The organism is Curvibacter sp. Hmag1.1 (assembly GCF_059769165.1).
Genome location: NZ_JBMBGX010000002.1, coordinates 1,275,001 through 1,295,599, shown reverse-complemented (window position 1 = coordinate 1,295,599; position 20,599 = coordinate 1,275,001). Strand labels below are relative to the sequence as shown.

The window sequence follows — 20,599 nt, the reverse complement described above, 5'->3', positions numbered from 1 at the left end:
GGCTGGCTGGATATACAGCTTGTGTTTATGTATGAAATTGGCATCTAGCGCACGTTGAATGTGCGCGAGTAGCTATCAAAAAGATAGTAAATCAATCACACCTGCATATTCATGATGTCGGTGTACGCCTGGACCATGCGGTTGCGTACATGCAAGGTGGCCTGGAAGCCGATCTGGGCTTTCTGGATGGCCACCATGGTTTCCTCCAGGCTGACCTTGGGGTTCTCCATTTGCACTTCCCGCTGCAAGCGGCTGGATTCGTTCTGGGCGGCGCTCACAGAGCTGAGGGCATTTTTCAGTTCCCCGGAAAAACCACCGCCTACGCCGGTGGCGCTGCTGGCCCCGCCGGGTTTGATGCCGGTAGAGGGGCGGATGGAGGTGGGCATTGAGACGGGTGTGAGCTTGAGATCCATGCTGGTCTCCCTGTTAGTTGGGTTGCCGCGAATCCTATGCCCGCACCTCTCTGCGCATTTTTTTGAATTGGAGGGTAAAGCCGGGGCTTATTACCCTAATGTTTTGGAGGGTGGGTCGAATAATCAGCCCCATTCATGCGGAGAAGCCCGCCCTCAGCCCTGGAAACCAAGACATGCCCGCAGTTGCCACCATTCCTGTGAACCCCACCCTGGGACAGCGCCTCACGGCTCTGGACCAGGGGCAGCGCATCCGATTGGCTTTGGGTATCGCTCTGTTTGTAGCGATTGCCGTGGTCGGCCTGGTCATGGGGCGCCAAGCGGAATGGCGGGTGCTTTACTCCAATCTGGCGGACAAGGACGGCGGTGCCGTGATTGCCCAGCTGACCACCATGAACGTGCCCTATAAATATACAGAGGGCGGTGGCGCGATTCTGGTGCCGGCAGACCGTGTGCACGACGTGCGGCTGAAGCTGGCTTCCCAAGGTCTGCCCAAAGGATCAGTGAGCGGTTTCGAAATGATGGAGGCCAATCGCTTCGGCATGACGCAGTTCCAGGAGCGGCTGACTTTCCAGCGCGGGCTCGAAGGCGAGTTGACCCGCTCTATTCAAGCGCTGTCTTCCGTATCCAGCGCCCGGGTGCACCTGGCACTTCCTAATCAGAATGGCTTTTTCCGGGAGCAGCAGAAACCTTCAGCTTCCGTGTTGTTGAGTCTGCACCCCGGTCGTGCACTTGATAAAGGTCAATTGGCCGGCATCGTGCACTTGGTGGCGTCCAGCGTGCCTGAGATGAACCCGAGCGCAGTGAGTGTCTTGGACGACACCGGCAAACTCCTGTCCGCCAACCCCGACGCGGCCGCCGGGGTGGATGCCGAGCAACTGCAGTATGTGCAACAGATTGAGCAGCTTTACAGCCGCCGCATTCTGGACATGCTGGAGCCGCTGGTAGGCAAGCAGAATGTCAAGGCGCAAGTGACGGCGGAGCTGGATTTCTCCCAAACCGAGAGCACCACCGAATCGCACAAGCCTAACCAGACGCCTGACAGCGGCGCCGTGCGCAGCCAGCAATTGGTGGAAAGCACCAATGGCACCCAGCCAACGCCTCCAGCCGGCGTGCCCGGTGCCACAACCAACCAGCCACCAGCCCAGCCCGCCGCGCCTATCAACGGCCAGCCACAGACATTGGCCGCCAACGGCCAGACGGCTGCAGGGTCCACCAACAGTTCATCCAAGAAAGAGTCCATCATCAATTACGAGGTGGACAAGACCATCCGCGTCACCAAAGGTGCGGTGGGTGCCATCAAGCGCATCAATGCGGCGGTGGTGTTGAACAACCAGTCCGTCACCGATGCCAAGGGCGTGACGACCAGTGTGGCCCTGACAGAGGCTCAGCTGGAGAAGATGACAGCCCTGGTCCGTGAGACGGTGGGCTTCAACCAGGACCGCGGTGACTCGGTGAATGTGGTGAACGCTCCATTCGCGCCTGAAAAAGCTGAAGTGAACGACACGCCCGTCTGGCGTCAGCCTGAGGTTCAGGAGCTGGCCCGCAGCCTGGCTTGGCCTCTCGGCACCCTGGGCTTGGCAGCACTGGTACTGCTGGGTGTGATCCGCCCTGCGATGAAGGCGCTGACCCAGCCCGCACCAGTGGCCGAACCGCTGGAAAACAATGATGTTGCGCAGCTGGATGCCATTGAGAACGATCAGCCAGAACGTCCTCAACTGACAGGTCCGAGCTCCGCCAATGAGGCGCAACAGGCGTCTCCCGGCGAACTCCGCTTGGAAGATGCCCGCAAGCTGACACGGGACAACCCCGCGGCGGTGGCCAATATCGTCAAAGCATGGATGAATGGAGAGGCACCGGCGTAAAGCGCGGCGCAAAATACCACCATGGCAAACGAAGACGGACTCCAAGACGCAGCAATCCTCATGATGTCTCTGGGCGAAGCAGAGGCATCCGAGGTTTTCAAACACCTGTCGCCCAAAGAGGTTCAACGCCTCGGAGAAGCGATCGCCAAGACCACCCAACTCACCCGCGAAAAGGTGGATGAGGTGGTGGACAAGTTCACCGGGGTCGCGGCCTCGCAAAGCTTGCTGGTCTCCAACTCGGGCGACTACGTGCGCTCAGTGCTGAAACTGGCGCTGGGTGACGACAAGGCCGCTTTACTGATTGACCGCATTTTGCAGGGCGGCGATGTCTCCGGCATTGAAAGCTTGAAGTGGATGGACCCGCTTTCGGTGGCGGAGCTGCTGCGCAACGAACACCCTCAAATCGTGGCGGCCATCCTGGTGCACCTGGATTACGACCAGGCCGCTGATGTGTTGAAGAACCTCACTGAGCGCCAGCGCAACGAAGTCATGCTGCGAGTGGCCACCATGGAAGGTATTCAGCCTACCGCCCTGAAGGACTTGAATGAAGTGCTGTTCAAGGTGCTGGCAGGTGGCGACAAGATCCGCAAGTCGTCTCTGGGTGGTGTGAAGACAGCGGCCGAGATGATCAACTTGATGGGTACTGCCATCGAGGGCACGGTGATCGAGTCCATCCGCAGCCACGACGCGGATTTGGCCCAGAAGATCATGGACAAGATGTTTGTCTTCGACGATCTCAACAAGCTCGACGACAAGGCCATCCAGATGGTGCTCAAGGAAGTGTCTTCCGATGTGCTTATCGTGGCTCTCAAGGGCGCACAGCCCGAGCTCAAGGACAAGATTCTGGCCAACATGTCGTCCCGTGCGGCGGCAACCCTCAAGGAAGACTTGGAGTCCCGGGGGCCCATGCGCTTGTCGGAAGTGGAAGCGCAGCAGAAAGAAATTCTCAAGGTGGTGCGCCGTTTGGCAGACGAGGGCCAGATTGTGCTCGGCGGTGGAGGTGGCGACGACGCCATGGTCTGATGAATCGCAACCACGCACGTTTTATCCCCGGCGAAGAAATTGGTTCCGTCACCGATTGGGACTTTGGCGATGTCGACAAGTCGTCTTCCCGCTTTGCCGCCAAGTTGGCTGCCCAAGCACTGGCCGAAGAGCAGGCGAAAGAGGCGGTAGTGCGCCAATCGTCCTTCTCGGAAGGACATGCCCAAGGATACGCTGAGGGTTACGCCCAAGGGCATGCCCAAGCCACGCTCGAAGGCCAGCGCCAGCTCAATGACTACATCGCCAACGAGGGCAAAGTAGCTGCCGAAGCCATGGCGCAACTGTTTGCCAATGCCCAAACGCAGCTGGCCGAGTCGGAGCAGGCCATGGCCCAGGGTGTGCTGGAATTGGCCTGCGAGATTGCCCGCCAGGTTTTGCGGCATGAAATGTCCAGCAACCCGAACGCCCTGCAACCGGTGGTACGTGAGGCACTGAGTGTGTTGGCCATTGATAGCAAGGCCGCGCTTGTGCGGATGAATCCGCTGGATGTGGAGGTGTTGTCCGAAGTGTTGCGGCAGGAGTTTTCCAACCTGTCTCTGACGATGCTGCCTGACAGTGCGATCAGCCGCGGCGGTTGCCTGGTGGAGGCGGCCGGCACGGTGGTGGATGGCACCGTAGAGCAACGCTGGCGCAAAACGGTAGCCACCCTGGGCTTGGAAGCCCCTTGGGAAGATGCAGATGCAAACCCCTGAGTCCACTCCCTCCACGGCTCCCGCCAAATGGGCGGATTACCTGGCCCAGGCCCGTGCTGCCGTGGGTGAAGAGTCATCGCTGGAGGTGCGTGGTACGTTGACCAAACTGACGGGCTTGGTGTTGGAGGCGAGTGGCATTCGGGTGCCCGTGGGTTCCCAATGTGTGGTCACCATGAAGGCGCGTGAGCCTGTGCTGGCGGAAGTCGTCGGTTTCTCGGGCGACCGCGCTTATCTGATGCCGGCGGGCGATGTGCATGGCTTGTCCAGTGGCGCCGGTGTGGCAGCCGCCGCTGCGTTTGTGCCCGTGCCTCGCTTGGGCGAAAAGACGGTGCCTGCAGATGCAGCATCTGCAGGCATGCTGCGCTTGCCCTTGGGTGATGGGCTACTTGGCCGCGTGGTGGATTCGCAAGGTTTCCCCATGGATCGCATGGGGCCGTTGGCCGATGTGTCTGCCCGTGTCCTGGACCGTAAACCGATCAATGCCATGGACCGCGCGCCGGTGCGTGAAGCGCTGGATACCGGCGTGCGCAGCATCAATGCCCTTTTGACAGTGGGCCGTGGCCAGCGCTTGGGCTTGTTTGCCGGTTCCGGCGTCGGCAAAAGCGTGTTGCTGGGCATGATGGCCCGCTATACCCAGGCGGACGTCATCGTCGTCGGTCTGATCGGCGAACGTGGCCGCGAAGTGAAAGAATTCATTGAAGACATTTTGGGCGTGGATGGCAGAGAACGATCTGTGGTGGTTGCCGCTCCTGCGGACGCGCCACCTTTGTTGCGTATGCAAGGTGCGTCTTACGCCACCGCGATTGCCGAGTACTTCCGTGACCAGGGCAAGCATGTGCTGCTGCTGATGGATTCGCTGACCCGCTATGCCATGGCGCAGCGCGAAATCGCCTTGGCTATTGGCGAGCCGCCAGCCACCAAGGGTTATCCGCCATCCTGCTTTGCCAAGTTGCCTCAGTTGGTGGAGCGGAGCGGCAATGGTCTCAACGGCGTCGGGTCCATCACCGCTTTTTACACCGTGCTGTCTGAAGGTGACGACCAGCAGGACCCGATTGCAGATGCGGCCCGCGCCATTCTGGACGGGCACATTGTGCTGTCGCGATCCTTGGCCGAGTCCGGGCATTACCCCGCGATTGATGTCGAGCAATCGGCCTCGCGGGTGATGCACAACGTGGTGGATCGCGGGCATTTTGAGCAGGCGCGGCGTTTCCGCAGCCTCTATTCCAAGTACCAGAAGGGTCGGGATTTGGTTCAGATTGGTGCTTATGCGCCGGGCTCGGACCCCGTCCTGGACGAGGCCATTGCTCTGCAACCCGGCATGATCCAGTTTTTGCAACAGGACATGCAGGAAGCAGCGCCCATGGAGCAGGCATTGGCCGAGCTGGCGCTGAGTACTTCCGTGGAAGCGCTGCCATGATTTGCGGTGTGATCGGCGGTTCGCATGGCTGACTCATCCGGCCTTTTGCTGGCAATCTCACTGGCAGAGCGCAAGCGGGATGAGGTCATTCGCGCCTTGGCACAAAGTCAGCAAAACGTGCAAGCTGCGATGGGTCAGTTGGACCAGTTGCGCTCCTATGCCGGCGACACGGATCACCGTTGGGTCAGAACGGGTTCAGTGGGGCTCTCGGTGGAGTTGATCAAGCATCACTACCAGTTCAGTGGCCGGCTACAGCAAGCTATTTCGATGCAAGACGGCGTGATTGCCAATCTGCAGCGCCATGTCGAAGGCGTAAAGCAACAACTTCAGCTAGCCGAAAGCCGCCTGTCGGGATTGAACAGCGTGCTGAAGAAACGACGGGCTGAGGCGGAACGCATTGCCCAGCGACGTGATCAGGCGCAGATGGACGAAATGGCAGCCCAACTTTTTGCGCGAACCCGCGCTCAGCAAACCCAAGGTGAAGCACGATGACCATTGAAATCGCACCCAAAGCTCCCGCATCCGCAAAGCCTGCCGAGGGCAGTCCCGGGCAAAAAAGCACCGACAAGCCGGAAGGGGGCAGCGCGAACAACGCCAAAAGTTTTTTGGCGGCGTTAGCCTGTGCCCAAGAAGTGGCACCTGTGGCTGTTGATGCGACGATTGCGCCCGCAGTGGATCCGGCGACCAATGTGTTGGTGGTAACGGACCCGGCGCTTCTCCAGGAAAAACCGCTGGACGGTGTGTCCGGAATACTGCCGGATCCTGCACTGTTGTTGGCGCAAGTGGCGGCAGTGCCGGTAACGGTTGCTCCCTTACCCGCTGAAATCGCTCGCGGTAAGTCGGGGTCAGTAGCGGGCAGGGATGGTGCCTTGCCCCTGCAAGCTGCGCTGGATTCTGCGCCTGGTAAGCCATTGAACACCCCGCAAGCCAAATCTGGCAAAGTGGCTTTGGATGCGGCGGCCCAAGCCGCGCAGCCTGAGTTGGCAGACGCATCGACAGCGAACGCAAGTGCAGCAGCCATAGCCGCTGCGAGCAAGGAAGCGACCCCAGAGCGGATTCACAAATTTGTCCAAGAGCTCACAGCTTCATTAACCAAAGCTCCAGAAGTCAGCACATTGGCCCTGGGTTCGAGCCGGGAACGTTCGCAGGAACTCCAGGCGGGTCCCAGAGTGTCATCGAACGAGGTGTCTGCACAGAACTGGGTTGCGCCTCAGGGTGCTGGTGGTGCCATGGGCGTGGATGGGGTTGTCGCGGGAGCTGCAACCGCCAGCGCCGATGGGCAATATGCCGAGCAGGTCAGCTATTGGATTAGCCAGGATGTACAAAAAGCGGAAATGACACTGGATGGTTTGGGCGCCAACCCTGTCGAGGTCAGTATTTCTATGCAAGGTAAAGAGGCCACGGTTGTTTTCCGCTCTGACGAGGCCTTGACCCGTGAGGCCCTTGCCAATGCCAGTTCCCAATTGCAAGACGCCATGAGCCGCCAGGGGGTGGTGTTGTCAGGGGTGTCGGTTGGTACTTCGAATTCGGGTGACTCGCAGCGGCAGGGCTCTGGAGGCAAACCTTCCGGTTGGAAAGTCGGGACGGTGGAGGCTGCAGCTGAGCCCGCCCCAAGCATTTCCAGAACTGGATCATCGGGGCGATCGATTGACCTGTTTGTGTAAGTGGGCTTGGTGAAAATGACAGGTGGAAATGAATAATCCCCCTTATTCATGCTTATGCGCTCATGGAGCCATGAATAATCCCCTTAACTTCACACATTCGAGGTATTCACGTGTCAGCAAAACCTGAAGCGGCAGATGCCGCCAAACCGCCAGCCAAGAGCAAGAAGATGCTGATCATCGTCGTGGCGGCTGTGCTCGTGCTGGTCTTGGGTGGTGGTGGTGCCTTTTTCTTTATCAGTAAACAGCATGCCGCTGCAGAAGACGGTGAGGAGGCGGCTCCGCCTCCTAAGGCTGCGGCGCATGCAGCACCCAAAACACCACCGGTGTACCTACCCATGGATTCCATGGTCGTCAATCTGGCAGACCCCGGTGGCGAGCGTGTCGCTCAGATCGGCATCACTCTGGAAGTGATCGATGCCAAGGCTTCGGATTCGGTGAAGGCCTATTTGCCGACGATCCGAAGCAGCGTGTTGATGCTCATTTCCCAGCGGACCGCCGACGAATTGCTCAAGGCGGAAGGCAAAGAGAAGCTGGTGGAGGACATATTGAAAGCAGCTTCAGTGCCGTTCGGCGGTGGTGAAGAGGAAGAGGAGTCCACCTCCAAGAAGAAAAAGAAGAAAGTGGTGCATGTGGAGTACCCTGTCACCGGCGTTTTGTTTTCGAGTTTTATCGTTCAGTAAAGGAACTGTGGGCTTGCTATGAGCGAATCGTTTCTTTCCCAGGAAGAAGTTGATGCCCTTCTGGAAGGCGTAACTGGTGAAAGCCAGAAAACCGTAGAAGAGGCAGCGGAGCACGGGGAAGTCCGTGCTTACAACATCTCCAGCCAGGAGCGAATCGTCCGTGGGCGCATGCCTACGATGGAAATCGTGAATGAGCGGTTTGCCCGGAATTTGCGGGTCGGCTTGTTCAACTTCATTCGCCGTAGCCCTGAGATTTCTGTCGGCCCGGTGGTAGTGCAGCGCTACAGCGCGTTCTTGCGTGAATTGGCGGTGCCTACCAACTTCAATATCGTGGCGATCAGGCCCTTGCGGGGTAGTGGTTTGGTGGTTTGCGAACCTGCATTGGTTTTTGGTGTCATTGACACCTTGTACGGTGGCATCGGAAAGTTCCAGACGCGTATTGAAGGGCGGGACTTTTCGGCCACAGAACAACGCGTGATCAACCGCTTGGTGGATGTGATCACCACGGAATACAAAAAGGCTTGGAAGGGCATTTACCCTCTGGAGCTGGAATATCAGCGCTCGGAGATGCAGCCCCAATTCGCGAACATCGCGACACCCAGCGAAATTGTTATCTCCACCTCTTTCCAGCTGGAAATCGGGGATATCACGGGCGCCATTCATTTCAGCTTCCCGTATTCAACGCTGGAGCCGATCCGGGATGTTCTGTATTCCTCTACCCAAGGGGATTCGATTGAGGTAGACCGCCGCTGGGTGAATGTGCTTACTCGAGAAATCCAAGCAGCAGAAGTCACTATCGTTGCCGAACTGGCCCGAGCAGATGCCACCGTTGAGCAGTTATTGGGCATGAAGAAAGGTGACTTTATCGAACTGGACCGTGCGCCAAGGATTCAGGCAACCGTAGACGGTGTGCCGATTTTCGAGTGCCAGTACGGCACTCACAATTCGAAGTACGCGATACGCATTGAAAAAGCACTTCGCGGCAATGACCAAAACTGGTTGGGAGAACGCAATGGCATCTGAAGATAAACCCGACGAAGTTCAAGGTGCTGCCGACGACGGCATGGCAGACTGGGCGGAGGCCCTTCTGGAGCAAAAATCCAGCGACGGAGCGGGAGATGCTGCTCCCGGCGGTCCGCTCTCGGGGGACACTCCGAAGCCATTCACCTCGGGTGGCGATGGGCATGTCAACGACATCAACATGGTGTTGGACATACCTGTTCAGCTCTCCGTTGAGCTGGGACGCACCAAAGTGCCCATCAAACACATATTGCAGTTGGGCCAAGGTTCAGTCGTTGAGCTAGATGCGCTTGCGGGTGAGCCCATGGACGTTCTGGTCAATGGATATTTGATCGCTCAAGGTGAGGTCGTCGTGGTCAATGACAAGTTCGGTATACGATTGACGGATGTCGTGACACCGTCTGAACGGTTGAAGCGAGTCAGTAGAAACTAAACGGCAGTTGCCGATGTCATTGCAACTCTTACCTGTCATCCTCTTCCTTATTGCGCTGGCCTGCGTTCCCTTTTTGATTCGTTGGCTGAAGGCCCGTGTGCCATCGTCTTCCCGCTTGGGTGGGGCACAAAGCCGGTTTGTTTCGGCGGTTGCCGTCGGGCCGCATCAACGGGTTGTTACCGTTGAAGTGGGGCCCCTGCATAACCGCGTATGGTTGACTTTGGGCGTGAGCGCGAACGGCATTCAATGCCTGCACACTGCCACAGCACCTGTTGAGCCTCAGGAGTCGATGGAAATTCCAACGGTGCCAGGAAGGATCTCTTGAAATGACCGGTGCTTCCTCTTCGGTCATTCGTCAGTTGGGTTTGGCTTCACTCGGCTTGGTTGCGTTGCTTGCCTCCGCTTCGGCATTTGCACAGGCTCCCGGTCAATTACCCTTATTGGTAGGGACAGGGGAGAGCGGCGTCAATTTCTCAGTTCCCATCCAGACACTTCTGTTTTTCACAGCACTCTCGTTCATACCCGCTGTGCTGTTGATGATGACGGGTTTCACCCGGATCGTGATTGTCCTGTCCTTGTTGCGTCAGGCGCTGGGAACCCAATCTGCCCCCCCAAATCAGGTGATTGTGGGCTTGTCCCTGTTTTTGACTTTCTTTGTCATGGGGCCCACCTTCGATCGGATTTATGCCGATGCCTACCAGCCTTACTCACAGGGCACGATGTCATTCGATCAGGCGCTTCAAAAAGCAGAGGTTCCCATCCGAAACTTTATGGTGAAGCAGACTCGCCAGTCGGACTTCTCACTTTTTGCAAAGCTCGCGAAGCTTCCGCCGGATATGAAGGCGGACACGGCACCCATTCGCGTGTTGGTGCCGGCGTTTGTGATCAGTGAGTTGAAGTCAGCGTTCCAGATCGGATTCATGATTTTCATCCCGTTCCTGGTGATTGATATTGTGGTTGCCAGCGTATTGATGTCGCTAGGCATGATGATGCTCTCCCCGGTGTTGGTCGCTCTGCCATTCAAACTGATGCTTTTCGTGCTGGCAGACGGGTGGAACCTTCTGATTGGCTCGCTGGCTGCGAGTTTTGTAACCTGAGGTATCGACCATGAACGCGCAAACCGTTTTGACCATGGGGCAAGAAGCCTTGTTGATGCTTTTGATGGTGTCAGCGCCGGTGTTGGGCGCGGCCCTTGTGGTCGGTTTGCTGGTCAGCCTTTTTCAAGCGGTCACCCAGATTCACGAGGCGACTCTGGCATTCGTTCCCAAGTTGCTGGCAGTTATTGCTGTGTTTGCGATTGCTGGTCCGTGGATGCTGACCATGCTGGTGGAGTACATCCGTCGAATGCTGGAGGCCATTCCGGCGTCCGTGGTGTGACAGGGTGAACCTGTGATCTCATTTGATGAAGCCCAGATTGCGCAGTGGCTATCACCGATCATCTGGCCTTTCTTGAGAGTCCTAGCCGTTTTTACGTCTGCGCCGGTACTTTCTTCCCGGGCTTTTCCCATGCGGGCAAAGATTGGTTTATCGCTTCTGGTCGCCCTGGCTATTCAGGCCAGTCTGCCGGATGCGCCGGTCATTTCGTTTAATGACCCCGCTGCGCTCGCAGTCGTCATTCAGCAAGTCGTTATCGGTTTATCGATTGGCTTTGCCGTTCGCCTGGTGTTCTCTTCTGTTGAGCTAGCAGGGGAAGTGGTGGGTTTTCAGATGGGATTGAACTTCGCCGCGTTTTTCGATCCATCCATGAACACGCAGTCCAGTGCGGTTGCGAGATTCTTTGCGCAGATCGCTTCCTTGCTTTTTGTGGTGATGAATGGGCACCTGATGGTGATGATGGCAGTCACCCAGAGTTTCGTCGCTTTTCCTGTGTCGCCACATTTTTTGGATGCATTGGCAGCTATGCAGCTTCAAAAGCTGGGGGCAGAAGTCTTCGCAAGTGCCCTTTGGATTGCGCTGCCCATGGTCGGTATCCTGCTGTTCACCAACATGGCTCTAGGGATCATCTCGCGCGTTTCACCTCAAATGAACATTTTTGCCATTGGTTTCCCCATCACACTCGTCGTCGGAATTGTGGGGATCGCCGTGACGCTGCCCATGCTGGACCAACCCTTTACGGCTTTGATGGGGAAGGTGATCGGACTTTTTGTATCCAGTTAAGGCCTAGACGAGGGCGTTGCGAATGGCATACACGGTAAGTTCTGCATTGTTGCTAAGCGCGAGTTTTTCCAGCAGTCGGGCTCGATAAACGCTTACGGTCTTTGGGCTCAGCATGAGCTCTTCCGCTATGTCCGAGAGTTTTTTACCTGAAGCAATTTTGATCAGTGTCTGCAGCTCTCGCTCTGAAAGTCTGGAGTGCAGAGTCTCTTCGCTGGGTGTAGCGAGTTGATTGACCAGCATCTCTGAAACTTCCGGAGTAACGTATTTCCGGCCGGAATGGATGGTGCGGACCGCCTTCGCTAAATCTGCAGGGTCACCTGCCTTATTTAAATAGCCGGATGCTCCGGCACGGAGGCATCGGATCGCGTATTGGTCCTCTGCGAACATGGAGACGATGAGGGTTCTGACATGGGGGTGAGATTCCTTCACGGCGGCAAGAACTTCCAGCCCACTTCGGCCGGGTAGATTGAGGTCAAGTACCAATACCTCGCAGGCCGCGGATTTGAGCGTTTCCTTGAGTTCCTGATAGCTGCCCGCTTCACCGGTGACTTCAATCCCGCCCGAGTCGACGAGTGTGTCACGGATACCCCTGCGGATCATTGCATGGTCATCGCACAAAACGACTTGGATCATGGGTTCTTCAGCGCTGTAGGGTTGATAAGGTGATGCTGGAGTGGCAGTGTCAACGTGATGGATGTGCCCCGTCCCGGAGTGCTGCTGACATCAAGCCAACCACCTATGTTTTTCGCTCTTTCGCTGAGTCCTTTGAGGCCGAAGCCAGCAGTTTTTTTGAGTCGCGTCATTTCAAATCCGGGGCCATTGTCGGAGACTTCAACGGTGAGTCCGTCACCGCCGTCGGCGATGTCTATCAACACATCAGCCTCGGGCGCATATTTGCTGATGTTGGTCAGCGATTCTTGAACAACCCGGTATGCGGTCAAACGAGCGCCATCATTGAGTGCGGTCTCGTTCTCCAGCCTGCAGTTGAGAAGTACCCGACGTCCAACGCGTTTAGAGTGGGCCTCGGTCAACCATTGCACGCTGGCTGCCAAGCCTTGATCAAGTATCGCTGGACGGGTGTTTTGCATGATGCGTTGGGTGGCTGTAAGGGCTTGCCCCACCATCTGCTGCATGGCGCTAACTCTTTCGAGTATTTCCGAGGACTCCGAGTGGCGCTTCATCCAGGCGACATCGAGCTTCATTGCGGCGAGTGCGCCGCCGATTTCATCGTGAATTTCTCTTGAAATGGCCGCTCGTTCTTTTTCCAGCGAACTTTGCAAGTGCCTTGCGAGCTCAGAGATGCGAAGCTCCGATTCTTGAAGGGCGTCGGCCGTTCGCTGTCTTTCTTTCTCGCTTTGATGCAACTTCAGGGCGCGCAGAATGACTCTTGCCAATTCTTTGAGGTTGTCTTTGTGCAAATAGTCCGTGATTCCACTCTGGATGGCTGCGACAGCCGCTGCTTCCCCGATGGCACCTGAAACGATGACGCAAGGCGGAGTGGCGCTCAATTTTGATAGTTCGGCCCAAGCGTCCATGGCAGTAAAGCCGGGAAGCCTGTAATCCATGAGCACTATGTCGAACTCTTGTCCCATTAAAGACGCAAGCAAGCTCTGTTTATCATCTGCTCGCGCAATACTGAAGTGGAGTTGGCTGCCTGCCAGTGCCCGCTTGACGAGCAAGTGGTCGGCGTCTGAATCCTCTAAGTGCAGTACTTTTACAGGGTTACCCAGTGGATTGGACTCGTGTTTCAGGGCTATCATGCGTTTCATTATGTGCTGCCAGTGCTAAACCCAAAGTTTTTGTTCTGTCAAAGTAATTGATTTTTCCCCAAAATTCGTGAATCCTGCTAATCTACGCATCTTGATTAACTCAAAGCTCATGAATCCGGCGTAGGATAGCGAACAAGACAGGCACTGAGGAAGAATGACAATGGAACCATCGTTGACGCCACCTGCTGCTCCGGCTGTTCAGCTGCCTGTGATGCTGGTCGCCGAAGTGCAAGATTCCTTGCTAGTTGTCGTGCATGATTTGACTCGGCTTGACGGCTTGCTTGCGCACACTATGGAAAACCTCATGGAGCGGTTTACCACGGCGAGTGCCAACCTGTCTTCTCCCGCTTTGGGGCACTCTGAAGAGCTGGACCGGGTTCGTAGTGCCCTGCACGCCGCGGTCACTGAGCTTCAATTCCAGGACATGGCATCTCAGCTTATCGTTCACACCTCGAAAATTTTGCAAGGGTGTGCCTACCGATTAGCTTCCGAATCAATGGGTAACGAAGACGGCGAGGCGGTGCCTTTCGTTGAAGAAGTGCCGGAACGTCCCAATCCAGTTACTCAAGATGAAATGGACGCCGGTTCCATTGAGCTCTTTTAATCCAAACCACAATTTCCCCCGCGTTTTTTTCGGAGCCTCTCATGCCTTTAATACTTGCTGTTGACGATTCCCCCTCCATGCGAAAGATGGTTTCTTTCACCTTGACCGGTGCGGGGTACCAAGTCGTGGAAGCTGTGGATGGTCAGGATGCGTACGAAAAAGCGCAAACGCAGACATTTGATTTGGTTCTGACGGATCAAAACATGCCCAGGCTGGATGGCCTTGGTTTAACTCGAAAGCTGCGGGAGCATCCTCAGTTCAAAACGACTCCGATTCTCATGCTGACTACCGAGTCGAGTGATCTGATGAAGCAGGCCGGTCGCGCTGCGGGTGCCACAGGTTGGTTGGTAAAGCCGTTTGATCCGGCAAAGCTGCTGGACGTCATCAAAAAGGTTATTCGCTAGATTGGGTGGGACGTCGTTGGGTTCTCAATAACAGGAGCTAGGTATGGCCGAGACGCATCAAGATGGTGGGGCTGGTGGTGACTTTGATCTGAGTCAGTTTTATCAAATCTTCTTTGAAGAGGCGGGCGAAAACTTGGATCAGATGGAGCAAATGCTCCTCAACCTGAATCTGGAAACAGCGGATGACGAAGAACTGAATGGAATTTTCCGCTGTGCGCACTCGGTCAAGGGGGGGGGCAGCGACATTCGGATTTGCTGACGTTGCTGAACTGACGCATCAGATGGAGTCTTTGTTGGACAGGCTTCGCAGGCATGAATTGCAGCCTACAGCGGCAATGGTCGACGTGCTTTTGGAGTCTGCCGATGCCTCGCGTAGCTTGTTAGCGCGTCATCAAGCAGGTGATGAGGGCGAGGCTCTCCCAACAGCCGACTTGGTAAAGCGTATCAGCGTATTGGCAGCAGGCGGAACTTTGGAAGTCCAGAAAACAGTCGCTGCACCAGTGGTGCCAAAACAAGAAGCCCCAGTCAGCAAAGCAAAAGCATCTGGCCCTCGCAGTCTCCAAATAACTGTGGGGCCGTTGGACAAGCCTGAGCAAGCGGATGCCATACAAGAGCTTTTTCGGGACATTCCGGGGCTGGGTGACATCAAGCCTGTTGTGTCGCCTAAAGCCGGTTTCCGCGTTTTTCAAGCGGAAACATCTTCTACTGATGAAGAGTTGCTGGATCTGTTCGCTTTCCATGTTTCCAGAGAGAAGGTTCAGATTGAGATCACCGGAGGGCAAGCACCTGCGGATCCGGGTTTCGGTTTCTTTGATGGCGCTGCTGGGGCCCCCGCTGTGGCTGGTGGCACCGCCGAAACGAAGGGAGCGCCGGAGGCTGGTTTCGGTTTCTTTGATGGCTCTCCCGGAGCGCCCGGTGTTTCGGTTGAGCCAATAGCTGCTCCATCTGTCGCACAAGAGGTCGCTACAGTTGCGAAAGTCCCTGCCAAAGTTAACCCGGCAGCCGTGGCACAGCCTGAAGCGGCAACTATTCGGGTTGCGATCAGCAAGGTTGATCAGCTTATTAACCTTGTTGGAGAGCTTGTAATCACACAAGCAATGCTTGCTCAGAATAGCAGAGCATTGGACCCTGCCGTGTACCAGCAGTTGTTAACCGGATTGGCGGATCTGGATCGAAATACCAGAGATCTTCAAGAGTCTGTGATGTCGATTCGGATGATTCCAATGTCGATCGTTTTCAGCCGGTTTCCACGCATGTTGCGTGACTTGGCCGGTAAGCTGGGCAAGAAAGTGGAATTTGTAACCCAAGGTGAAGCTACTGAGTTGGACAAAGGCTTGGTTGAGAAAATTACCGACCCATTGACTCACCTTGTGCGCAATAGTTGTGATCATGGAATCGAGATGCCAGCAGAGCGCATAGCTGCTGGCAAGTCGGAGTCCGGCACGATTACCTTGTCTGCCTCACACCAAGGCGGATCCATCGTGATCGAAGTGCGTGATGACGGCCGAGGACTTTCGCGTACGAAAATTTTGAATAAAGCCAGAGAGCGTGGACTTGACGTTTCGGATCAAATGTCTGACGCAGAGGTTTGGCAACTAATCTTTGCGCCCGGTTTCTCAACTGCGGCAGTAGTTACGGATGTCTCGGGTCGCGGGGTGGGCATGGATGTGGTGAAGAAGAACATTACCGCGTTGAACGGCACTGTGGATATCGATTCCGCTGAAGGCTACGGCATGAAGGTGTCGGTGCGCTTGCCACTCACGCTCGCCATCATGGATGGCATGTCTGTAGGAGTGGGAGAAGAGGTCTACATACTCCCACTTTCCTCTGTTATTGAGTCTTTCCAGGTGAAGGCAGATGCAGTGAGCACAGTGGGGCAGGGTTCTCAGCTGGTAAAGGTGCGAGATGAGTACATGCCAGTGATTGAGTTGGAAAAGGTGTTTCAAATCCCGCGCTTCGACTTTGAAAAGTCCAGTGACATCATGGTTGTCGTTGAGGCTGACGGTAGCCGAGTTGCACTTTTGGTCGATGAGCTTCTGGGGCAGCAACAGGTCGTTGTTAAGAACCTTGAATCCAACTATCGGAAGGTGCCTAACGTTTCCGGAGCTACGATTTTGGGAGATGGCAAAGTCGCGCTCATTCTCGATACTGGTGCACTTGTGCGCCGGTCACGTCATTGAAATGCTGCTCTAGGAGTCTCTCATGGGAATGATGGAAAAACTTAATGATCTAACCACAAGTGGTGCGCGCGAATATTTGACTTTTCGCTTGGATCAAGAGGAGTATGGCATTGACATATTGAAGGTCCAAGAGATACGTGGCTATGAACCTCCGACGCGAGTCGCAAATGCTCCCAGTTTCATCAAGGGTGTTGTGAATTTGCGTGGAACGATTGTTCCAATCGTGGATATGCGATTGAAGTTCAATTGTGCGAAATCAGAATACAACTCCTTTACGGTCGTCATCGTTTTGAATTTGCGTAATCGAATCGTAGGTATCGTTGTTGATTCCGTGAGTGATGTGATGGAACTACCTCCCGAGAGTTTGAAGGCTGCACCAGATATCGAAAGTGTGATTGATAGTTCTGCAGTTCTAGGGCTTGGGTCTGTTGGCGAGCGAATGTTGATTTTGTTGGACATAGAGAAACTGATGTCCGCTCCAGAGATGGGGCTGGTCTCAATGTCTGAATGAGATCGGATTAGGCAGAGACTTTTTCGTTTGATTACCATTGCATTCACTGTTGAAGGCTATTGATGGCATCTAGTTCGACAGACGACATGCAAGGCAGAGAGTTCGTTTGGACGAACTCCGACTTTGAACATGTTCAGAAGCTGATTTATCAAAGGGCAGGCATTAGTCTGCATGATGGTAAGCATGCAATGGTGTATAGCCGGTTATCCCGACGGCTAAGAGAGACGGGGCACCAGAGTTTTAAGGACTATCTCCGCTGGCTTGAATCAACGGATGGTCCAGAGTGGCAAGAGTTTGTAAATGCGCTCACCACGAACTTGACCTCTTTCTTTAGAGAAGGACATCACTTTCAAATCTTGGGTGATTACTTAAAGTCAGACAAATTCACAGGCGGATGCAAAATTTGGTGTAGCGCTGCTTCCACGGGAGAGGAGCCATATTCCATAGCAATGACGGCTGTAGAGGCACTGGGTAGCACGAAGAATTTTTCTTTGGCAGCCAGCGATATCGACTCGAAAGTTTTGCACGCTGCGGCGCAAGGGGTCTATCGTGCTGATGCCCTAAAGGGGATTGATCAAGGCCGATTGCAGCGGTTTTTCCTTAAGGGTAAGGGGGGAAATGCTGGCATGGCTCGTGTGAAGCCAGAGTTGCGAGAAAAAATCGACTTCTTGATGGTTAACTTGATTAAAAACGATTGGCCGTTTCGAGACCCTTTTGATGTCGTTTTTTGTCGCAATGTCATGATTTATTTTGATGCAGCGACTCAAAGGCAGGTACTCGAGCGTATCCATAAAGTTATGAAGCCGGGAGGTTTGCTTTTTGTAGGGCATGCCGAGAACTTTAGTGATTCACGTGATCTTTTTGCCCTAAAGGGCAAAACTGTGTACGAGCGTGTTTAACCTCTTTTTGTGATTACGCTAACCATGGCCATTAACACTCCAAATACAGGCGGCTCGATGGTTCGTCAGCCAACGGCTCCGGCAGGTGCAAAAATCCTGGCGAACGGGCGTGTTTCCAGAGTAGATCAGCTTAAGGCCCAGCTCCGAAAGCCCGGGGAGGCCTCCTTTTTTTACGCAGATCACCATTTCCAGTACGATGCTGTGAAGGTGCTTCCTGGAGAGTATTTCGTCTCGAACGAAGAGATTGTCATCATGACGGTTCTTGGTTCCTGCATTGCTGCTTGTATTTGGGATGGGAAGGCTCGAATTGGTGGAATGAATCACTTCATGCTTCCGGATGGGGAGGGAGGGGATGGGTCTGGGCGATATGGCTCGTTTGCGATGGAATTGCTGATCAACGAAATGTTGAAGCTTGGCGCGCGCAGGGAAACGATGCAGGCCAAAGTCTTTGGCGGCGGTCAAGTGATGGCTGGTTTTACGACAATGAACGTGGGCGAACGGAACACCAAGTTTGTTTTAGATTATTTGTCGACGGAGCGTATTCCGGTGGTTTCTCAAGATGTCTTGGATATCCATCCGCGAAAAGTGTGTTTCTTTCCTACAAGTGGAAAAGCGTTAGTCAAGCGCCTAGCACATTCCCATCCTGAAACGCTCGTAGTGGAAGAGCGTAAAGGTAACGCAGCGACTGTAGCCAAATCGAATGCTGGTGGATCTGTTGATCTGTTTTGATTTTCAATGAAGAAAATACGTGTTGTGGTGGTGGATGATTCTGCTTTGGTGCGGAGTCTCTTGACGGAAATAATCAATAAGCAGCCAGATATGGAGTGTGTTGGGGCCGCCAATGATCCGCTGATTGCTAGAGAAATGATTCGAGAGTTAGACCCCGATGTCATTACGCTTGATATTGAGATGCCCAAAATGGACGGGTTGGAATTTCTTTCGCGCCTGATGCGGCTGCGGCCCATGCCTGTTGTCATGATTTCAACGCTTACAGAGCGTGGCGCCGAGGTTACGATGCGCGCCTTGGAGCTGGGTGCGGTGGATTTTGTTGCGAAGCCTCGGATTGGCTTGGTTGATGGAATTAAGGAGCTGTCCGTTAGCATCGTTGACAAAGTCAGGATTGCTTCCAAGGCTCACATTAAGCGCTCTGTCGCTCCTAAGTCGCAAGGTGCAGGCTCCTCGTCGCATGGTCTTGATGTTCCCCTTTCAGTCCCGGTGTCTCTTGGGCGAATCTCAACGGAGAAATTGGTTGCAGTCGGTGCGTCTACCGGCGGTACTGAGGCGATTAAAGAGGTTCTGATAAAGATGCCTGCCGATTCGCCAGGCATAGTTATCACCCAACATATGCCGCCGGGATTCACGACGAGTTTCGCTGCTAGGCTAAACAGCCTTTGTCAGATCACTGTGCAGGAGGCTACAAACGGCACGCGAGTTCTACCCGGCCATGCGTATATCGCACCCGGTGGAAAGCAATTCCGTATTGACCGAAGCGGCGCTAACTATGTTTGCGTTGTTGAGGATGCTGAGTTAGTTAATCGGCATCGTCCTTCTGTCGAGGTGTTGTTCCAATCGGTTGCAAAATTCGTAGGACGCAACGCTATTGGAATCATGTTGACTGGGATGGGGAATGATGGCGCTCGGGCAATGAAAGAAATGAAAGACGCTGGCAGTTACAACTATGTGCAGGATGAGGCGTCTTGCATTGTGTTTGGGATGCCGCGGGAGGCGATCTTGGCGGGTGCTGCTGATGAGGTTCTGCCGCTTACGGATATTGCTGCTGCTGTGCTCTCTCGGCTTAAAGGCGCCGGTGATCGTTACCGCATTTGAACGTCTCAAGATTCGGTGCTATAATTCTGTCCCTGTTTTAGCGCTGCGTGCGGCGTTAAAAAAAGCAAGAAATCTTCGCTAAGTTTGACGGCGAACTAAAAAGTGTGTCATAATTTAAGGCTTCGCTGATCGCAGCAAGGCAAGAAGAAGATGAGAGTCTGCTTCTGATCATTAAAAATTTACAGCCGATAAGCGTGGGCGTTTGAAGGTGATTGCCAAGTTCTTTTGGAACTAGTCGCAAGACTTTAAACGCTCATGAGAATAGAAGTGAAGTTCACTTCAATTCCGTTTTTATGAGTTGCTCGAAAGAGCGAAAAAATTCAAGATCGAACTATAGAGTTTGATCCTGGCTCAGATTGAACGCTGGCGGCATGCCTTACACATGCAAGTCGAACGGCAGCACGGGAGCAATCCTGGTGGCGAGTGGCGAACGGGTGAGTAATATATCGGAACGTGCCCAGTCGTGGGGGATAACGTAGCGAAAGCTACGCTAATACCGCATACGATCTATGGATGAAAGCGGGGGATCGCAAGACCTCGCGCGATTGGAGCGGCCGATATCAGATTAGGTAGTTGGTGAGGTAAAGGCTCACCAAGCCGACGATCTGTAGCTGGTCTGAGAGGACGACCAGCCACACTGGGACTGAGACACGGCCCAGACTCCTACGGGAGGCAGCAGTGGGGAATTTTGGACAATGGGCGCAAGCCTGATCCAGCAATGCCGCGTGCAGGATGAAGGCCTTCGGGTTGTAAACTGCTTTTGTACGGAACGAAACGGCGAGCTCTAATACAGTTTGCTAATGACGGTACCGTAAGAATAAGCACCGGCTAACTACGTGCCAGCAGCCGCGGTAATACGTAGGGTGCGAGCGTTAATCGGAATTACTGGGCGTAAAGCGTGCGCAGGCGGTGATGTAAGACAGATGTGAAATCCCCGGGCTCAACCTGGGACCTGCATTTGTGACTGCATCGCTAGAGTACGGCAGAGGGGGATGGAATTCCGCGTGTAGCAGTGAAATGCGTAGA

General features: G+C 54.7%; 22 protein-coding genes, 1 rRNA gene and 1 pseudogene (1 of these 24 cut by a window edge). 21 read left to right on the top strand and 3 right to left on the bottom strand.

What is annotated here, in order from left to right; all coding sequences use genetic code 11:
- Positions 1-95 precede the first annotated feature (95 nt).
- Complete coding sequence (gene fliE / locus ACOAP0_RS06695; protein WP_198301932.1) at positions 96-413, bottom strand: flagellar hook-basal body complex protein FliE; 318 nt, start codon at positions 411-413, stop codon at positions 96-98.
- Between the two features lie 173 nt (positions 414-586).
- Here fliE and fliF point away from each other — a divergent pair, with 173 nt between their 5' ends.
- The 13 genes from fliF to fliR all read left to right on the top strand — a co-directional run bounded on the left by fliF (position 587) and on the right by fliR (position 11,379).
- Positions 587-2,275, top strand: a complete 1,689-nt coding sequence (gene fliF / locus ACOAP0_RS06690; protein WP_498375071.1) for a flagellar basal-body MS-ring/collar protein FliF — start codon at positions 587-589, stop codon at positions 2,273-2,275.
- Between the two features lie 21 nt (positions 2,276-2,296).
- Positions 2,297-3,298: a flagellar motor switch protein FliG gene (gene fliG, locus ACOAP0_RS06685; protein WP_087495208.1), complete on the top strand. Its 1,002-nt coding sequence runs from the start codon at positions 2,297-2,299 to the stop codon at positions 3,296-3,298.
- Positions 3,298-4,008, top strand: coding sequence for a FliH/SctL family protein (locus tag ACOAP0_RS06680; protein ID WP_498375072.1), 711 nt, complete (start codon positions 3,298-3,300; stop codon positions 4,006-4,008). Before fliG ends, ACOAP0_RS06680 begins: the two co-directional genes overlap by 1 nt.
- Entirely contained in the window at positions 3,995-5,425 is a 1,431-nt protein-coding gene (fliI, locus tag ACOAP0_RS06675; RefSeq protein ID WP_498375073.1) for a flagellar protein export ATPase FliI, read from the top strand. Before ACOAP0_RS06680 ends, fliI begins: the two co-directional genes overlap by 14 nt.
- A gap of 24 nt (positions 5,426-5,449) precedes the next feature.
- Positions 5,450-5,917, top strand: coding sequence for a flagellar export protein FliJ (fliJ, locus tag ACOAP0_RS06670; protein ID WP_498375074.1), 468 nt, complete (start codon positions 5,450-5,452; stop codon positions 5,915-5,917).
- On the top strand, positions 5,914-7,089 hold the full coding sequence (locus ACOAP0_RS06665; protein ID WP_498375075.1) for a flagellar hook-length control protein FliK: 1,176 nt from the start codon (positions 5,914-5,916) through the stop codon (positions 7,087-7,089). The genes fliJ and ACOAP0_RS06665 overlap by 4 nt, the downstream gene beginning before the upstream one ends.
- Before the next feature lie 110 nt (positions 7,090-7,199).
- Complete coding sequence (locus ACOAP0_RS06660; protein ID WP_498375077.1) at positions 7,200-7,769, top strand: flagellar basal body-associated FliL family protein; 570 nt, start codon at positions 7,200-7,202, stop codon at positions 7,767-7,769.
- Positions 7,770-7,787: 18 nt separating this feature from the next.
- Complete coding sequence (gene fliM / locus ACOAP0_RS06655) at positions 7,788-8,792, top strand: flagellar motor switch protein FliM (protein ID WP_087495204.1); 1,005 nt, start codon at positions 7,788-7,790, stop codon at positions 8,790-8,792.
- Positions 8,782-9,222, top strand: a complete 441-nt coding sequence (fliN, locus tag ACOAP0_RS06650) for a flagellar motor switch protein FliN (RefSeq protein ID WP_087495203.1) — start codon at positions 8,782-8,784, stop codon at positions 9,220-9,222. Before fliM ends, fliN begins: the two co-directional genes overlap by 11 nt.
- Positions 9,223-9,235: 13 nt before the next feature.
- Positions 9,236-9,547 carry a FliO/MopB family protein gene (locus ACOAP0_RS06645; RefSeq protein ID WP_087495202.1) on the top strand — a complete coding sequence of 104 codons (312 nt, stop codon included), beginning with the start codon at positions 9,236-9,238 and terminating at the stop codon, positions 9,545-9,547.
- A 1-nt stretch (position 9,548) separates the two neighbouring features.
- Positions 9,549-10,319: a flagellar type III secretion system pore protein FliP gene (fliP, locus tag ACOAP0_RS06640; RefSeq protein ID WP_498375078.1), complete on the top strand. Its 771-nt coding sequence runs from the start codon at positions 9,549-9,551 to the stop codon at positions 10,317-10,319.
- A 10-nt stretch (positions 10,320-10,329) separates the two neighbouring features.
- Positions 10,330-10,599: a flagellar biosynthesis protein FliQ gene (gene fliQ, locus ACOAP0_RS06635; RefSeq protein WP_087495200.1), complete on the top strand. Its 270-nt coding sequence runs from the start codon at positions 10,330-10,332 to the stop codon at positions 10,597-10,599.
- Positions 10,600-10,611: 12 nt separating this feature from the next.
- Entirely contained in the window at positions 10,612-11,379 is a 768-nt protein-coding gene (gene fliR / locus ACOAP0_RS06630; RefSeq protein WP_087495199.1) for a flagellar biosynthetic protein FliR, read from the top strand.
- A 3-nt stretch (positions 11,380-11,382) separates the two neighbouring features.
- Here fliR and ACOAP0_RS06625 read toward each other — a convergent pair whose 3' ends face one another.
- Positions 11,383-12,012 carry a response regulator gene (locus tag ACOAP0_RS06625; protein WP_498375080.1) on the bottom strand — a complete coding sequence of 210 codons (630 nt, stop codon included), beginning with the start codon at positions 12,010-12,012 and terminating at the stop codon, positions 11,383-11,385.
- The gene (locus tag ACOAP0_RS06620; RefSeq protein ID WP_498375081.1) at positions 12,009-13,148 is read right to left on the bottom strand and encodes a hybrid sensor histidine kinase/response regulator; all 1,140 of its coding nucleotides are present in this window, start codon (positions 13,146-13,148) and stop codon (positions 12,009-12,011) included. Before ACOAP0_RS06620 ends, ACOAP0_RS06625 begins: the two co-directional genes overlap by 4 nt.
- Positions 13,149-13,308: 160 nt before the next feature.
- Here ACOAP0_RS06620 and ACOAP0_RS06615 point away from each other — a divergent pair, with 160 nt between their 5' ends.
- The 8 genes and pseudogenes from ACOAP0_RS06615 to ACOAP0_RS06580 all read left to right on the top strand — a co-directional run.
- Entirely contained in the window at positions 13,309-13,752 is a 444-nt protein-coding gene (locus ACOAP0_RS06615) for a hypothetical protein (protein WP_087495196.1), read from the top strand.
- Between the two features lie 41 nt (positions 13,753-13,793).
- Positions 13,794-14,156: a response regulator gene (locus ACOAP0_RS06610; protein WP_087495195.1), complete on the top strand. Its 363-nt coding sequence runs from the start codon at positions 13,794-13,796 to the stop codon at positions 14,154-14,156.
- A 43-nt stretch (positions 14,157-14,199) separates the two neighbouring features.
- Positions 14,200-16,336: pseudogene (locus ACOAP0_RS06605) on the top strand (chemotaxis protein CheA).
- Positions 16,337-16,358: 22 nt separating this feature from the next.
- Positions 16,359-16,847: a chemotaxis protein CheW gene (locus ACOAP0_RS06600; RefSeq protein ID WP_087495193.1), complete on the top strand. Its 489-nt coding sequence runs from the start codon at positions 16,359-16,361 to the stop codon at positions 16,845-16,847.
- Positions 16,848-16,909: 62 nt separating this feature from the next.
- On the top strand, positions 16,910-17,746 hold the full coding sequence (locus ACOAP0_RS06595; RefSeq protein ID WP_498391350.1) for a CheR family methyltransferase: 837 nt from the start codon (positions 16,910-16,912) through the stop codon (positions 17,744-17,746).
- A gap of 57 nt (positions 17,747-17,803) precedes the next feature.
- Positions 17,804-18,475 carry a chemoreceptor glutamine deamidase CheD gene (gene cheD / locus ACOAP0_RS06590; protein WP_498376083.1) on the top strand — a complete coding sequence of 224 codons (672 nt, stop codon included), beginning with the start codon at positions 17,804-17,806 and terminating at the stop codon, positions 18,473-18,475.
- A gap of 6 nt (positions 18,476-18,481) precedes the next feature.
- A complete protein-coding gene (locus ACOAP0_RS06585; protein ID WP_498375085.1) occupies positions 18,482-19,573 on the top strand; it encodes a protein-glutamate methylesterase/protein-glutamine glutaminase in 1,092 nt (363 codons plus the stop codon).
- Between the two features lie 328 nt (positions 19,574-19,901).
- Positions 19,902-20,599: ribosomal RNA gene (locus ACOAP0_RS06580) — 16S ribosomal RNA — on the top strand; it runs 837 nt beyond the window's last position.

Coding starts and splice junctions, on each gene's coding strand:
- fliE (WP_198301932.1), bottom strand. CDS start 413: ATGGATCTCAAGCTCACACCCGTCTCAATGCCCACCTCCATCCGCCCC.
- fliF (WP_498375071.1), top strand. CDS start 587: ATGCCCGCAGTTGCCACCATTCCTGTGAACCCCACCCTGGGACAGCGC.
- fliG (WP_087495208.1), top strand. CDS start 2,297: ATGGCAAACGAAGACGGACTCCAAGACGCAGCAATCCTCATGATGTCT.
- ACOAP0_RS06680 (WP_498375072.1), top strand. CDS start 3,298: ATGAATCGCAACCACGCACGTTTTATCCCCGGCGAAGAAATTGGTTCC.
- fliI (WP_498375073.1), top strand. CDS start 3,995: ATGCAAACCCCTGAGTCCACTCCCTCCACGGCTCCCGCCAAATGGGCG.
- fliJ (WP_498375074.1), top strand. CDS start 5,450: ATGGCTGACTCATCCGGCCTTTTGCTGGCAATCTCACTGGCAGAGCGC.
- ACOAP0_RS06665 (WP_498375075.1), top strand. CDS start 5,914: ATGACCATTGAAATCGCACCCAAAGCTCCCGCATCCGCAAAGCCTGCC.
- fliM (WP_087495204.1), top strand. CDS start 7,788: ATGAGCGAATCGTTTCTTTCCCAGGAAGAAGTTGATGCCCTTCTGGAA.
- fliN (WP_087495203.1), top strand. CDS start 8,782: ATGGCATCTGAAGATAAACCCGACGAAGTTCAAGGTGCTGCCGACGAC.
- ACOAP0_RS06645 (WP_087495202.1), top strand. CDS start 9,236: ATGTCATTGCAACTCTTACCTGTCATCCTCTTCCTTATTGCGCTGGCC.
- fliP (WP_498375078.1), top strand. CDS start 9,549: ATGACCGGTGCTTCCTCTTCGGTCATTCGTCAGTTGGGTTTGGCTTCA.
- fliQ (WP_087495200.1), top strand. CDS start 10,330: ATGAACGCGCAAACCGTTTTGACCATGGGGCAAGAAGCCTTGTTGATG.
- ACOAP0_RS06625 (WP_498375080.1), bottom strand. CDS start 12,012: ATGATCCAAGTCGTTTTGTGCGATGACCATGCAATGATCCGCAGGGGT.
- ACOAP0_RS06620 (WP_498375081.1), bottom strand. CDS start 13,148: ATGAAACGCATGATAGCCCTGAAACACGAGTCCAATCCACTGGGTAAC.
- ACOAP0_RS06615 (WP_087495196.1), top strand. CDS start 13,309: ATGGAACCATCGTTGACGCCACCTGCTGCTCCGGCTGTTCAGCTGCCT.
- ACOAP0_RS06610 (WP_087495195.1), top strand. CDS start 13,794: ATGCCTTTAATACTTGCTGTTGACGATTCCCCCTCCATGCGAAAGATG.
- ACOAP0_RS06600 (WP_087495193.1), top strand. CDS start 16,359: ATGGGAATGATGGAAAAACTTAATGATCTAACCACAAGTGGTGCGCGC.
- ACOAP0_RS06595 (WP_498391350.1), top strand. CDS start 16,910: ATGGCATCTAGTTCGACAGACGACATGCAAGGCAGAGAGTTCGTTTGG.
- cheD (WP_498376083.1), top strand. CDS start 17,804: ATGGTTCGTCAGCCAACGGCTCCGGCAGGTGCAAAAATCCTGGCGAAC.
- ACOAP0_RS06585 (WP_498375085.1), top strand. CDS start 18,482: ATGAAGAAAATACGTGTTGTGGTGGTGGATGATTCTGCTTTGGTGCGG.